This is a genomic window from Kitasatospora sp. NPDC057738 (assembly GCF_042798815.1).
Classification (GTDB): domain Bacteria; phylum Actinomycetota; class Actinomycetes; order Streptomycetales; family Streptomycetaceae; genus Kitasatospora; species Kitasatospora lactacystinica.
This window is the reverse complement of record NZ_JBHVJT010000027.1, coordinates 37620-51094: the sequence shown is the minus strand read 5'-3', so window position 1 is coordinate 51094 and position 13475 is coordinate 37620. Positions and strand designations below refer to the sequence as shown.

Below are 13475 nucleotides of genomic sequence, written 5' to 3'. Positions count from 1 at the left end.
GATGGTGTCCTTCAAGGAACTGCACGAGGCCGACTTCTCCGGGGTGAACGAGGCCGCCGAGGCCTGGGCCGGCGTGGCCAAGGCCCTCACCTCCATGGACGGCCGGGTCGCCAAGGACCTCACCAGCACCGCCCAGCGGGCCGGCTGGAAGGGCGACGCCGCCGACGAGGCGACCAAGGCGATGCAGGGCATCGACGGCGACTTCAAGCAGGCCTCGGCCGTCGCCACCGCCCTCGCCGCGATCATGAAGACCGCCGCCGAGGACTTCGCCGCCGCCCGCCGCGACCTCGACACGGCACTCCACGACGCCCAGGCCGACACCACCCTGAGCGTCACCGCGGACGGTGCGGTCAACTGGACCGTGCCGAAGGAGTCCAGGAACGACCCCGAGGCCGAACGCACCATCCGGGCCAACGCCCAGGCGGTCGCCGACCGGCTCGGCAAGGCCGTGGAGAAGGCCTCTGCCGCCGACCAGCGGGCCACCGCAGCCCTCCAGGGTGACATCGGCACCAGCACCACCGCCTTCAACGCCGCCCCGTACGGCGCCGGCCCGGTCGCCGACGCCAAGCGGGCCACGGACCTGATGTCCAAGGCCGGGAGCCTCTCCGACGACCAGCTCAAGCAGTTGCAGGCCCTGATGGCCGCCAACGCGGAGAACAAGGACTTCTCCACCACCCTGCTCAACGGCCTCAACGCCGGCGGCAAGACCGGCCCCGAGGCCCTGCTGGAGTACAGCAAGGTCTACGACGGCCTCGCCCACGGCAACCACAACGCCGCGGGCTACCAGGACGTCTACAAGAACCTGTCCGTCGCCCTGGCCAGCGCCACCCGCGACGGCGGGATGGGCAAGGAGTGGCAGGACGGGCTCTTCGCGGCAGCCCGCCGCCCCGGCGGCTCGGCGGCCGGGTGGAACGACAACTACCCGGCGCTGACCTCGCTCATGGAGGCGAAGGGGGACTTCGACAAGGCCTTCGTGCGCCGGGTCGGCACCGACCTGCTCGACTTCGAGGCCTCCAGCAAGGTCAAGGGCGAGGAGCTGTGGGGTCCGAACTGGGTCAACGACCCCCAGAAGGGCGACCCGCTGGCCCCACTGTTGAGGATGATGAAGGGCGACGTGGCCACGACCCAGGAATTCCTCGACCCGAGCAAGAACCAGAACCTCGTCTACCTGCTCAAAGAGCGTAACTGGCTCGACGAGGGCCAGGAGAGCAAGCTTCCCCAGAGCGTCCTGCGCGACACCTCCCACCGGATGTTCGCGGAGATGCTGGAGTCCGCCGCGACCGGCCATGGCCCCGGCCAGCCACCGGTGCGCCCGCACGACGCGACGATGACGCGGATCACGGATACCGCACTCTCCACTCTGGGCGGGGACAAGGCGGGCAACGAGAACGCCATGTACTCCGCGCTTCGCCGTCCGATGGCCAACATGATCAGCGAGTACATCACCGACACCCACGACATCCTCAGCAAGGACCTCCCCGGCCCCTCCGAGCCCGGCGGACTGAACACCACCCGCGAACAGCTGCTCCGGGTGATCCGGGGCACCGCCGAGGACCCGGAGTCGTACTCCCTGATCCACCTGGCCGAGACGCAGGAGGTGGCCCGACGGATGGCCGAATACGGACCGGAGGCCTTCAAGGACGTCAACGGCCGCCCGGATCCGAAATTCGAAGACTTCGTCAACCAGGCAGGCAAGGCGTTCGGCGCGCTCGACGCCGTCCAGGCGGACACCATCACCGACCACAAGTCCGACTTGCAGTTCAAGGCCAACTGGAAGGCCAAGATGGACTACCACTACGTCGGCACGTTGGCGAACATGTTGCCGGGCGCCAACTGGCTGCCGGTGGGGGACATAGCCCAGCGGTACGTCGACGTTGCCACGTCCGAGTGGGCGGCCAAGGTCAGCTCGGAGATCGACACCAAGGCACAGGGCGACCTGAGCAAGCTCTACACCTTGGGCCGGTCGCAGGTGCAGGCCATGCTCCTCGACAAGGCTCATCAGTTCGGCATACCGGACCGCGACCTCCTCCTCGGCCAACTGGCCGACTCGGCCAACGTCCACTACCAGACGTCGATCACCCAGGCCCACACTGCGGCCTTCGGAAAGGGGTGATCCTGTGTCGGGACAACAGCGCGAGACCTCCAACGGGCCGGTCGGCAAGGTCGATGCCGCACTCGACCGACGGGGCTTCACCACGTGGCCGCTGCGGGTGCGGGCGGCGGTCGCCGTGGCGGGGGTAACGGTGGTCGCGGCAGGAGTGGGGGCATTCCTCACGGACAACCTGAGCAATGCGTTCGGGCCGGACAGCGTGTGCGACGGTGCGATGAGTGCGGCTGCCCTGAACGACGCGCTCGGGTCCGGACCGGTCGACAGCGAGACGAACGGCGCCTGGCAATCACCCAGTGGCGGGGCGTTCTGCACGGCAACAGTGAGCCACGGGGTGTTCGGTGACAGCCGGTCCGTCTTCGTGCAGGTCCTTCAGGCCGACGACCTCGGCCCTTACCTGGCCTACTCGGGAGACCGGTTGTTCGCCGCCTCGGCGAACGGTGGCGCGACCGGGGCGGCCCGCGACGACCGGGCCTGGGCGCTCCTCCCCGAGGGGTGCGGCAACGGGTTGCGGGTCGAGGTCAGGTCGGGCGACAACGGCCGACCCGGTGCCGGGAAACTCGCCCGACTCGCCGTGGCTGCGGCGAACGGCCTGGCAGCGGACAAGGGGTGCGGGAAGTCGCCGCTCCCCGCACCCCACGAACTGTCGGCGGCCGGACAGGAACACGAGCTGAACTCCGCCTCGGTCTGCGGCCTGCCCGGGTTCACCGCCTCCGGTACTGCCGGGGGCAAGGAGTTCAAGGAGAGCGTGAACACCGCGTTCGATCCGCTGTGGGTCTGCCGGATCGGCACGGACCAGGACCGTTCGGCGATCTCCTTCTCCATCGGAACCGAGCCCCGGGTCCGCGGCCCGCTGTCCGAGAAGGACGCCTCCCCCGCATTCGGCCGATCGCGTTGGGCCGGCTCCCCCATGACGAACAGGGAAGTGGTGGCGACCTGCCAGGGCAGGCCGACCTACTTCCGGATGGACTCCGACATCACCGTCCAGGGGCCGCTCCCCGGCACCAGCGAGACCTGGGAGCAGTTCCTCACCGCCGGGGGCAAGGCGATCGGCTGCGAGCCGATCCTGTAGCCGCCCCCTCCTGCGGGCGGCCGGTTCCCTACCAGCCGCACGCAACAATCCAACCGACTGAGCAGCAAACGGGGAACAGCGCATCGTGGAAGACACGCACGAGGTCAAACCCGACGAATCCGCCACAAGCCTCACCGGACGCGTCGACGCCGCGCTCGACCGGAAGGGGTACACCACCTGGGGGCTTCGGGTGCGGGCGGCGGTCGCCGTGGTGGCGGTGACCGTGGTCGCGGCAGGGGCGGGGACGTTCCTCGTGGACAACCTGACCAATGCGTTCGGGCCGGACAGCGTGTGCGGGGGCGCCGTGAGCGCGGATCTGCTGAACGACGCACTCGGGCCCGGCAAGGTCAGTGATCAGGCCTTCGGCGACGGGCACTTGCGCAACGGATCCGCCCTCTGCATGGCCAAGGTGAGTTCGGGGGTCTTCGGCGACGAGCGGTCCGTCACCGTGGAGCTTCGCAAGAACCCCGACCTCTCCGTCGTCGCGCAGGACTCGGAGGCCAGACTGTTCGGCGCTTCGGCCAACGGCGGTGCGTCCGGCGCGGCATTCGACCACCGGGCCTGGGCGCTGCTTCCCCAAGGGTGCGACAGCGGGCAACGCGTCACCGTCAGGGCGGACCGCGGCGAACGACCCGGCGCCGGGAAGCTCGCCGCACTCGCCGTGTCGACGGCCGACCGCATCGCGGCACAACAGGGGTGCGGCACGTCACCGATGCCCGCGCCGCATCAGCTGTCCCCGGCCGGCCAGGACCACGATCTCGACCGAAACGCCGTCTGCGGCCTTCCGGGGATCACCGTCCCCGAAACCCCCGGAGGCCCCGTTTTCAGGGAAACGGTGACCACCGCGACCGACCCGATGTGGACCTGCCTCATCCGCTCCGACGCGAACCCGCGGTCCTCGATCTCCTTCACCATCGGCACCGAGCCCCGGCTGCTGCTCCCGGCTCCCCCGAAGGACGAGCCGAGCGTCGGCCGGGCCCGTTGGATCAAGCCCGACGAGATGGTGGCGACCTGCCAGGGCCGGCCCACCTACTTCCGGATGGACCTCAACGGCTTCTGGGACCTCGTCCCGGACAGCAAAACCACCTGGACGCAGTTCCTCACCGCCGGGGGCAAGGCGATCGGCTGCGAGCCGATCGTCTGACCGGTCCGACCGACAAGCACGCAGACGAGGGAGCGAGCACACGATGGGGAGCGAAGACGTGGACAAGGCCTCCGCAGGCCTCGCCGGGCGCGTCGACGCGGCGCTCGACCGGCGGGGGTTCACCACGCGGGGCCTGCGGTTGCGGGTGACCGCCGTGGTGGTGGCGCTCTCGCTCGTCCCGGTGGGGGCGGCGGGGTTCGCGGTGTACCGGCTGACCAACGTCGGCGGGCCGGACAGCGTGTGCGACGGGGCCGCCACGGCGGACCAACTGCACGACCTCCTGGGCTCCGGGCGGATCGGCGAGCGCCGGAGAGGATTCTCGGCCACGGAGGAATCCACCGGGAACAGCTGCACCGCGACGGTCCGTTCCGGCTTGTTCGAGACCTCCGAGAAGACCGTGCGGTTCACCCCCGTCCGCAATGCGAAGGACGGGCCGGGCGCGCTGGCCGCCTCGGACGCCCGGCTGTTCTCCGGCGGCTCGGTCGGCTCCGTGACGCCCGACGACGCGTGGGCGGTGCTCCCCGAGGGGTGCGACAAGGGCGTGCGTGCCGAGGTGCGCGCCGACGTGCAGGGCCACGACGAGACCAGGGCCCGTCTGGCCGCGGCCTTCGCCAATGGCCTCGCCAAGGCACGCGGGTGCGGCAACGGGGCACTCCCGATGCCGACGACCCTGTCGGAGAAGGGCGCCGAGACGGACCCGGACTGGGCCAACCTCTGCGGCCTGCCCGGGTTCGCACCCGCCAGGAACCCCGAGGCCCTGTGGCGCATGCCGCAGCAGGTCACCACCGCCACCGCCCCGATCTGGTCGTGCCGGATCGGCGGGGACCCGCGGTACGACAGCCGGGTGCAGGAATTCGCGATCACGACCGAGCCGCGGACCACCGCCCTGGTCCGGAAGGACGGCGTGACCACGTCCGATCCGGGGCGGGCCCAGTGGGTGGCAGACGGAACGCTCGTCACCACGTGCCAGGGCAAGGACGTCTTCTTCACTGTCACCGGTGGGATCACCTCGGGCCTCGAAAAGCCGTTCCTCTTCCCCGACCAGAAGGACCTGGTGCGGCAGTTCGTCACCGCCGGGGGCAAGGCGATCGGCTGCGAGCCGATCCTGTAGCAGCCCCCTCCTGCGGGCTGCCGGTTCCCAACCGGCCGCCCGCAGCCGCACGCAACAATCCAACGGACCGATCAGCAAACGGGGAACAGCACACCGCGGAAGACAAGCGCGAGGACAAACCGGAGGGCTCCGCCACGGGTCTCGCCGGACGCGTCGACGCGGCGCTCGACCGACGCGGGTTCACCACCCCGGGGCTTCGGCTGAGAGCCGGGGCGGTGGCGATGGCAGCGGTCGGTCTGGTGGTCGGCCTGGCGATCGGCGGGTGGGCGCTGCTGGCGGACAATCTGACCAACAGGTTCGGACCGGACAGCGTGTGCGACGGCGCGGTGAGTGCGGACGCGCTGAACGACGTACTCGGGTCGGGCAAGGTCAGCGCGGACCCGTACAAGGGGGACGTGGGTCGCGGCACGGCGCAGTGCAGGGCGACAGTGAGCCACGGGATCTTCGGTGACGACCGACGCGTCGTGGTTGCCCTCGGTGAGAGCAAGGACCTTTTCCACTTCCCCGCAGACCCCGGCGCCCAGCCGTTCACCGCCTCGGCGGACGGTGGGGCGATCGGCGCCGTCCACGGCTCGTGGGCATGGGCGCTGCTCCCGGCGGACTGCCCCAACGGACTGCGGGTCGAGGTCCGTGCGGAGGGCACCGCCGAGCCCGACGCCCTGAACCTCGCCCGGTTCGCCGTGTCGACGGCCAACCGCGTCGCGGACCAGCGCAGCTGCGGCAGGACCCCGCTGCCCGCGCCGCACCAGCTGGCCCAGGCCGGTACCGAGCACGAGCTCGGCGGCGACGCCGTCTGCGGGCTACCGGGGCTCACTGTCGACCGCTCTCCCGGCAAGCGCTACAAGGAGGTCGTGGCCGCTGGGTCCTACCCTCTGTGGAGCTGCACGATCACGCCGATGGGTGACCAGGAGAAGACCTCCGCCCTCGTTATCGGTACCGAGCCCCGGCTCCGGGCGCCCGGTGGCAACAAGGGCACCTCGCCGGCGTTCGGCCGCGCCAACTGGGTGGGGCCCATCCCCCGGGACGAGATCGAGGTGACCTGCCAGGGCCGCCCCACCTACTTCCGGATCCAAACGCTGGGACAGCCGGGTCGGCTCTTCGGCAACAGCGACGAAACCTGGACGCAGTTCCTCACCGCCGGGGGCAAGGCGATCGGCTGCGAGCCGATCCTGTAGCAGCCCCCTCCCGCAGGCGGAAAATGGGCGGACGAGCCTCCGGGTAATGGCCTATCTTGCGATGGAACTATTACGCGAGACATGGGGAAACGCCATGACCACCACCACCGACCCGACCTCCCGCACGATCGTCGCCGTCTCCGAGCGGCTGGTGCTGACGCGGCCCCAAGAGGGGGACCTGGAGGCGATGTTCGCGATCCACGGGGATCCGGAGACCAACCGGTACAACCCGAACGGGCCGCAGCGGGACATCGCCCAGGCGCAGGAGATGCTGGACGGGTTCGTCGCCGACTGGGTGCGGGACGGGGTGGGGTACTGCGCCGTCGCCACCCGGGAGGACCCGGGGGCGGTGATCGGGTTCGCCGGGCTCTACCTGCACACCCTGGACGGGGAGCGGGTGTTCAACCTCTACTACCGGTTCCGGCCGTCCGCGTGGGGCAAGGGGTACGCGGCGGAGGCGGCCCGGGCCGCGATGGCCGAGGGGCTGCCGCGCCACCCCGGCATCCCGGTGATCGCCCTGATCCACGCGGACAACCTGCCCTCGCGCCGGCTCGCCGAGCGGCTCGGGCTGGTCGCCGACCCGGACGGCCGCACCGACGAGGAGGACCGGGTGATCCACCGGATGGCCACGGCCGTCGCACCGGCCTGAGCCGGAGATCCCCCGCCGGGGGGAGCGGGATCGGACCGTGGGTGGAGGCCCCGGGGCGGGGCCCGGCGGGACGGTGGGGGCATGAGGATCAACGAGCACGCGGTGCGGACCGGGGCGGCGTGGACGGCGGTGGCGGCGACCGGGCCGTACCTGACGCTGAAGCTGCTCTGGCTGACCGGGCACCCGGTGGGGTCGGACGCCCCCGGTGAGATGGACCGGCTGTGGCTGGTGAACCTGCTGACCTTCGGCATGGACGCGATCGCCGTGGCACTGGCGCTGGCGTTCGCCCGGCCGTGGGGGCGGCGGGCGCCGGCCGGACTGGTGGCGTTCCCGATGTGGGTGGCGACCGGGCTGCTCGGCACGATCCTGATCGCGCTGCCGCTGTACCTGCTGAGCGTCCTGGTGCTCGGGCCGGAGCGCGGCGACCCGGACGACAAGGGCATCGGCGACTGGGTCTTCCTCGTCGTGTACGGCGGCTTCGCCGTCCAGGGCCTCGCCCTGCTCACCGCCTTCGCCCTGTACGCCCGGCGGCGCTGGGCCGGGCTGCTGCGGGAGCGGATCGGCGACCTGCCCGACTCCCCCACCCTGACGGTGCAGCGCGTCCTCGCCTGCGTCGCCGCGCTGCTCGCCGCGGGCGTCGCGGCGGTCCGCGCCTACTGGGCGCTCGGCGGCACCGCCGGACTTCCGCGGGACATGGCCGAGGCCCGGAGCCGGGGCGTGGCGGTGATGGACGGGGTGGCCGCGGTGATGGCGGTGGCCGCGGCGGCGGCGCTGCTGGTCCTGGTCTTCCGGATCCGGCCGGGGCGCCGGGCGCTCGGGCCGCTGCTGGTGGTGTGGACGGCGGCCGGCTCGCTGTTCGGCTGGGGCTGCTGGCAGTTGGTGGCCTTCGGGGTGACGACGACCCGGGTGACCGAGCTGCGGACGGCCGTGCCCGGGCTGACACCTCTGGTGCAGAGCGCCCAGGTGGTGGCCTCGGTGCTGGTCCTGGTGGTCGGGGCGACGGCGTTGACCGAATGGGGCGCCCGCCGGCGCGCCGCTGCCGTAGAGTCGCGCGGGTGATCACGGGGGTGGGCCGCCGGTTGCGGCGTGCGGCGGGGGCCGCGCTGGGGCGTCGGGCCCGCCTGCGCTGGGTGCACCTGGTGCTGGGCGGCGCGCTGCTGATGCCGTACTGGATGCTGTCGGTGGTGCTGTACGGGGCGCTCGACCCGGACCAGTCGCCCGCCCGCCAACTGCTGATGTACGTCCTGTCGTTGCTCACCTCGCTGCCGATGGCCGCGATCACCGCGCTGGTGCCGACGGTGCGGGGCCTGGAGGGCGCGGCCGCGCGGGCGCTGTGCGCGGTGGCCCGGCCGGAGGAGCTCGCCACCGGACCGGCCCGCTCCTGGACCGCCCGCCGGCGCACCGCGCTCTGGTACGTGCTGCACGTCCTGTTCGGCGGGGTGGTCGCCGGGATGACGCTGGCCGGCACCCCCTTCGCGGTGGTCCTGGTCCTCGGCTTCGCGGGGACGGAGGAGTTCGTCCGGATGTGGGAGCGGCACTTCCCCGGCTGGCTGGTCACCGGCCCGGCCCTCGGCCTCGGCGTGCTGCTGCTGATCGTCGGCACCAACGCCGTCTGCGGCGCGCTGCTCGCCCGTTGGGCGCCCGTCCTGCTCGGCCCGACCCCCGAGGAGCGGGTGGCCGCCGCCGAGCGCCGGGCCACCGTGCTCGCCCAGCGCAACCGGCTGGCCCGCGAGCTGCACGACTCGGTCGGGCACGCGCTCAGCGCCGTCGGCATCCAGGCCTCGGCCGCGGCCCGGGTGCTGCGCAGCAACCCGGACTTCGCCGCCGAGGCGCTCGCGGCGATCGAGGAGACCGCCCGGGGCGCCGTCGCCGAACTCGACGCCGTCCTCGGCCTGTTGCGCGAGGAGGACCCGGAGGCCGCCGAGCCGTCCGGGCCCACCCTCGCCGGGCTCGACGACCTGCTGCGCCAGCTCGGCCGGGCCGGGGTCGCGGTGGACGCCGAGCTGGCGCCCGGGCTGGGCGGCCTGCCCGGGGCGGTCTCCCGCGAGGCGTACCGGATCGTGCAGGAGGGCCTGACCAATGTGCTGCGGCACGCCGGGCCCGCGTCGGCCGGGCTCCGGGTCGGGCTGGCCGGCGACCGGCTGGAGATCGAGCTGACCAACCCGCTCGGCCCCGCCCGGCCGAGCCGCCCCGGCGGCGGACGCGGACTGCGCGGGATCGCGGAACGGGCGGCGGCCCTGCACGGCGGCAGCACGGCGGGGCCCGGCGAGGACGGAACGACGTGGCGGCTGGCCGTCTGGCTGCCGGTGGGAGGGACGACGTGAACGAGCACGAAGGCGCGGACGAAGGCGTGAACGAGCACGAAAGCGCGGGCGAGCGCGAAGGCGCGGACGCAGGCGTGGGCCGGGCCGCGGACAGCATCCGGGTGGTGATCGCGGACGACGAGCGGCTGGTCCGCCTGGGCCTGCGGGTGGTGATCGACAGCGAACCGGGCCTCACCGTGGTCGGCGAGGCCGCCGACGGCGCCCAGGTCGTCCCGCTGGTGCGCGAACTGCGCCCTGACGTGGTGCTGATGGACGTCCGGATGCCCGGAATCGACGGCATCCGGGCCACCGAACAGCTCGTCAACGGGATGGCCGCGCCGCCGCGCATCCTGGTCGTCACCACCTTCGAGCACGACGACCACGTGTACGACGCGCTGCGCGCGGGCGCCACCGGGTTCCTCCTGAAGCGGGCCCGGGCGGAGGAGATGGTGCAGGCGGTGCGGCTGGTCGCGCGCGGCGACTCACTGCTGTTCCCGGCGGCCGTCCGCGAACTCGCGCTGCGCCACGGTGCGGACCGGCGCCGGGAGGCCGAGCGGGCGGACCGGGCGGGCCGGGGGCCGATCCGGCGGCTGACCGAGCGGGAGGGCCAGGTGCTGCGACTGATGGCCTCCGGGCTCAGCAACGGCGAGATCGCGCAGCAGCTGGTGGTGAGCCCGGAGACGGTGAAGACGCACGTCGGCAGCGTGCTGGCCAAGCTGGGCGCCCGGGACCGCACCCAGGCGGTCATCGCGGCGTACGAGTCGGGCTTCGTACTGCCGGGCTGACATCCGCTCAAACGGCTTTCTCGGCGCCGCGCGAATCGAACGTGGATTCCACCCGATCGTCACCAGCGAGTAGAGTGCGGGTTTCCCCCGAAAACCTCCGATACCTCCCGTATCGCCTGGAACGAACTGGTGGCCGCATGACTGTCCGGACCCGGCCCGCGCTGTGGTGGCGCATGGGCATCGTGCTCTCGGCGGGCCTCGGCCTGATCCTCGGAACCGCGCCGCTGGTCTACTTCACCGTGCAGAGCAACGTGATCGTGTTCGGCTACTTCATCGGCGCGGTGTACTGGATGCTCAAGCGCGGCACCGTGGACGCGCCCGCGCCCCGGCTGCGCGGCGCCGCCACGCTGTACATCCTGATCACCGGACTGGTCTCGCACGTCCTGCTCGAACACGGCGCCAACCCGCTGCCCGGGCTGGTGAGCGGACCGGACAGGCTGGCGCACTGGTCGTCGTTCTTCCTGCACTACGTGACGCCGGTCCTGGTGATCGTCGACTGGCTGGTGCTCAAGCCCCGCAACGCCGCGGCCTGGAAGGACATACCGCTCTGGCTGGGCTTCCCGCTCGGCTACGCGGCGATCGTGCTCGCCCGCAACGCGCTGTTCGACGACTACCCGATGCCCTACCCCTACTTCTTCTTCGACCCGACCACCAAGGGCTACGGCTACGTCTGGGGCCAGATCGCCCTGCTGACCGTCGAGTTCGTGGTGCTCGCCGCCCTCGTCGTCGGACTGGACCGGCTCGGGACCCGGATCGCGGGCCGGCTGCGGCCCGCGCCGCAGGCCTGACGCCCGTCCACCGCGGAGACCTTCAGCCACGCGGACCTTCGGCCGCGGGGACCTTCCGCCACGCAGACCTTCAGCCGCGGCGAACTCCTGCCGACGGCGCACCGGTCCGCTGTCGAGACCACCGGGGACCATTCCTCCCGGGCCCGGATGAGCCCTGAGGAGGAAGCGGATGGGCCCGCAGGAGGAAGCGGCTGCGGCTCGCCGGATGACGCCCGGGCGGTGGGGCCCGCCGTAGCGTCGGCCGGGAGCGGTGGCGGAGGGGTTCCGCGGGGGAGACCGGGGTTCGGCGGAGGCCGGAGATGACACGCTGGAGCACGGGCAGGGCGACGGCCGCGGCGGTGGCGCTCGCGGCGGCGGTGGGGTTGGCGGCGCCGGGGGCGGCCGCGGCCCAGGAAGGGCGGGCGAACCCGCTGGACGGGGTCTGGCGGACGGAGGGCTACGGCCTGCTGGTCGCGGTCTCCGGGGACCGGCTCACCACCTACGACGTGACGGCGCACAGCTGCGTGCCGGGGTGGATCACCGGGACGCGGACCGCGGCGCCCGGCCCGGACGGCACCACTCGCTACGGCATGGGCGACAACGCCCTGACGCTCACCCCCCGGGGCCGGAACCGGGCGGTGGAGCGCGAGGAGGGCGGGGTCGGCAGCAAGACGCTCAGGCGTCTGGACGCCCTGCCGCCGCTGTGCGCCACGCCGGCCGCGAACGACCCGCTCGCGGTCTTCGACCGGTTCTGGGAGAACTTCGAGGAGAACTACCCCTTCTTCGCCGCCAAGGGAATCGACTGGCACGCCGTCCGGGACGAGAAGCGGCGCACGATCACTCCGACGACGACCGTCGACCAGTTGCAGGCCGTCCTCGTGGACATGCTCCGCCCGCTCGGCGACGCCCACACCTCACTGGCCCGGACGGTCGACGGGCACCCCGAGTTGGTCTTCGGCGGGCAGCGGCCCGGGTCGACCGAGGAGACCGAGGAGCTGACCGCCCGCGCCCGGCAGGCCTCGGCCGCCCGGCTCACCGGTCCGGAGCAGCTCTTCGCCAACGGCCGGCTCGGCGTGGGCCGGCTCCCCGACGGCATCGGCTACCTCCGGGTGAGCAGCTTCGGCAGGTACGCCGCGGGCGGCCACCAGAGCCAGCTCGACGAGCTGGACCGTGCGCTGGACGCCCTGCTGGCCGGCCCGGACCGCCCGGCCGGACTGGTCGTCGACGTGCGGCTGAACGGCGGCGGCTCGGACGCGCTCGGGCTGCACATCGCCGCCCGGCTCACCGACCGCCCCTACGTCGCCTACCGGAAGGTGGCGCGCAACGACCCGGCCGACCCGGCGAGGTTCACCCGGCCCGAGCCGGTCACCGTGCGCCCCTCGGCGGGCGCGCGCTTCAACGGCCCGGTGGCGGTGCTCACCTCCTCGATCTCCACCAGTGCGGCGGAGACCTTCACCCAGGCCATGATGGGCCGCTCCCCCAAGGTGCTGCGGGTCGGCGAGAACACCCAGGGCGTCTTCTCCGACGTGATGATCAAGAAGCTCTCGCCGGACCTGATGGTCGGCCTGCCGAACGAGAAGTACCTCACCCGGAACGGCGGCACCTTCGACGGACCGGGCATCCCGCCGAACGTCCGCACCCCGGTGTTCACCCCGGACGAGCTGGCCGCGCTCAGGGACTCGGCCCTGAGCACGGCCCGCCGGATGCTCGTCGAGGACGCCCGGGGCCGGCAGGACGCCCGGGCCGACCAGGGCAACCGGGCCCGGCAGGACGCCCAGGCCGACCAGGGCGACCAGGGCAACCGGGCCGACCAGGACACCCAGGGCGACCGGGAGTAACAACGGCAGGCACGGCAGCGACGCCAGGCGCTACATCGGCTTCACCGCCCGCAGTTCGCCGTCCAGCTCCAGCCACCGGGTGAGCCCCAGGCCGCGCAGGAACGGCAGGTCGTGGCTGGCCACGATCAGCGCCCCCCGGTAGGCGGCCAGCGCCTGGGTGAGCTGGCGGACGCTGGCGAGGTCCAGGTTGTTGGTCGGCTCGTCGAGCAGCAGCAGCTGCGGCGGCGGGTCGGCCAGCAGCAGGGCGGCCAGTGTCGCGCGGAAGCGCTCGCCGCCCGAGAGGGTGGCGGCGGGCTGGTCGGCCCGGGCCCCGCGGAACAGGAAGCGGGCGAGCCGGGCGCGGACCGCGTTGTCCCCGGCGCCGGGGGCGAACAGCTTGACGTTCTCCACGACCGAGCGCTCGTCGTCCAGCAGGTCGAGGCGCTGCGGGAGGGACCGCCACGACACCAAGGTGGCGAACCCCCCCCCCCACGGGGGGAGGTTCCCCACAACGATGTTCAGCAAGGGGGAATTTTCGCCGTCGC

At 72.6% G+C, this 13475-nt stretch carries 11 protein-coding genes and 1 pseudogene; 11 read left to right on the top strand and 1 reads right to left on the bottom strand.

What is annotated here, in order from left to right:
- Position 1 precedes the first annotated feature (1 nt).
- From ACFVGO_RS17155 to ACFVGO_RS17105, 11 genes are all read left to right on the top strand, one after another.
- The gene (locus ACFVGO_RS17155; protein ID WP_380632499.1) at positions 2-2113 is read left to right on the top strand and encodes a hypothetical protein; all 2112 of its coding nucleotides are present in this window, start codon (positions 2-4) and stop codon (positions 2111-2113) included.
- A gap of 4 nt (positions 2114-2117) precedes the next feature.
- On the top strand, positions 2118-3179 hold the full coding sequence (locus ACFVGO_RS17150; RefSeq protein WP_359900081.1) for a hypothetical protein: 1062 nt from the start codon (positions 2118-2120) through the stop codon (positions 3177-3179).
- An 85-nt stretch (positions 3180-3264) separates the two neighbouring features.
- Positions 3265-4323, top strand: a complete 1059-nt coding sequence (locus tag ACFVGO_RS17145) for a hypothetical protein (protein WP_380632496.1) — start codon at positions 3265-3267, stop codon at positions 4321-4323.
- Between the two features lie 43 nt (positions 4324-4366).
- A complete protein-coding gene (locus ACFVGO_RS17140) occupies positions 4367-5434 on the top strand; it encodes a hypothetical protein (protein ID WP_380632493.1) in 1068 nt (355 codons plus the stop codon).
- A 221-nt stretch (positions 5435-5655) separates the two neighbouring features.
- Positions 5656-6609, top strand: a complete 954-nt coding sequence (locus ACFVGO_RS17135) for a hypothetical protein (protein ID WP_380632491.1) — start codon at positions 5656-5658, stop codon at positions 6607-6609.
- A 94-nt stretch (positions 6610-6703) separates the two neighbouring features.
- Positions 6704-7258, top strand: coding sequence for a GNAT family N-acetyltransferase (locus tag ACFVGO_RS17130; protein ID WP_359900075.1), 555 nt, complete (start codon positions 6704-6706; stop codon positions 7256-7258).
- 81 nt (positions 7259-7339) lie between these two features.
- Complete coding sequence (locus ACFVGO_RS17125; protein WP_359900073.1) at positions 7340-8317, top strand: hypothetical protein; 978 nt, start codon at positions 7340-7342, stop codon at positions 8315-8317.
- Complete coding sequence (locus ACFVGO_RS17120; RefSeq protein ID WP_380632486.1) at positions 8314-9582, top strand: sensor histidine kinase; 1269 nt, start codon at positions 8314-8316, stop codon at positions 9580-9582. Before ACFVGO_RS17125 ends, ACFVGO_RS17120 begins: the two co-directional genes overlap by 4 nt.
- A gap of 74 nt (positions 9583-9656) precedes the next feature.
- Positions 9657-10346 (top strand): response regulator, encoded by a 690-nt coding sequence (locus ACFVGO_RS17115; RefSeq protein ID WP_380632567.1) that lies wholly within the window; start codon positions 9657-9659, stop codon positions 10344-10346.
- Between the two features lie 137 nt (positions 10347-10483).
- Positions 10484-11134, top strand: a complete 651-nt coding sequence (locus tag ACFVGO_RS17110; RefSeq protein WP_380349507.1) for a Pr6Pr family membrane protein — start codon at positions 10484-10486, stop codon at positions 11132-11134.
- Positions 11135-11433: 299 nt separating this feature from the next.
- Positions 11434-12951: a S41 family peptidase gene (locus ACFVGO_RS17105; protein WP_380632483.1), complete on the top strand. Its 1518-nt coding sequence runs from the start codon at positions 11434-11436 to the stop codon at positions 12949-12951.
- Positions 12952-12981: 30 nt separating this feature from the next.
- Here ACFVGO_RS17105 and ACFVGO_RS17100 read toward each other — a convergent pair.
- A pseudogene (locus ACFVGO_RS17100) lies at positions 12982-13383 on the bottom strand (AAA family ATPase); the annotation flags it as partial.
- Positions 13384-13475 lie beyond the last annotated feature (92 nt).

What these genes read in the sequence shown, in the direction of transcription:
- ACFVGO_RS17130 (WP_359900075.1), top strand. Translation starts at nt 6,704, where the DNA reads ATGACCACCACCACCGACCCGACCTCCCGCACGATCGTCGCCGTCTCC.
- ACFVGO_RS17110 (WP_380349507.1), top strand. Translation starts at nt 10,484, where the DNA reads ATGACTGTCCGGACCCGGCCCGCGCTGTGGTGGCGCATGGGCATCGTG.
- ACFVGO_RS17125 (WP_359900073.1), top strand. Translation starts at nt 7,340, where the DNA reads ATGAGGATCAACGAGCACGCGGTGCGGACCGGGGCGGCGTGGACGGCG.
- ACFVGO_RS17105 (WP_380632483.1), top strand. Translation starts at nt 11,434, where the DNA reads ATGACACGCTGGAGCACGGGCAGGGCGACGGCCGCGGCGGTGGCGCTC.
- ACFVGO_RS17140 (WP_380632493.1), top strand. Translation starts at nt 4,367, where the DNA reads ATGGGGAGCGAAGACGTGGACAAGGCCTCCGCAGGCCTCGCCGGGCGC.
- ACFVGO_RS17155 (WP_380632499.1), top strand. Translation starts at nt 2, where the DNA reads ATGGTGTCCTTCAAGGAACTGCACGAGGCCGACTTCTCCGGGGTGAAC.
- ACFVGO_RS17135 (WP_380632491.1), top strand. Translation starts at nt 5,656, where the DNA reads ATGGCAGCGGTCGGTCTGGTGGTCGGCCTGGCGATCGGCGGGTGGGCG.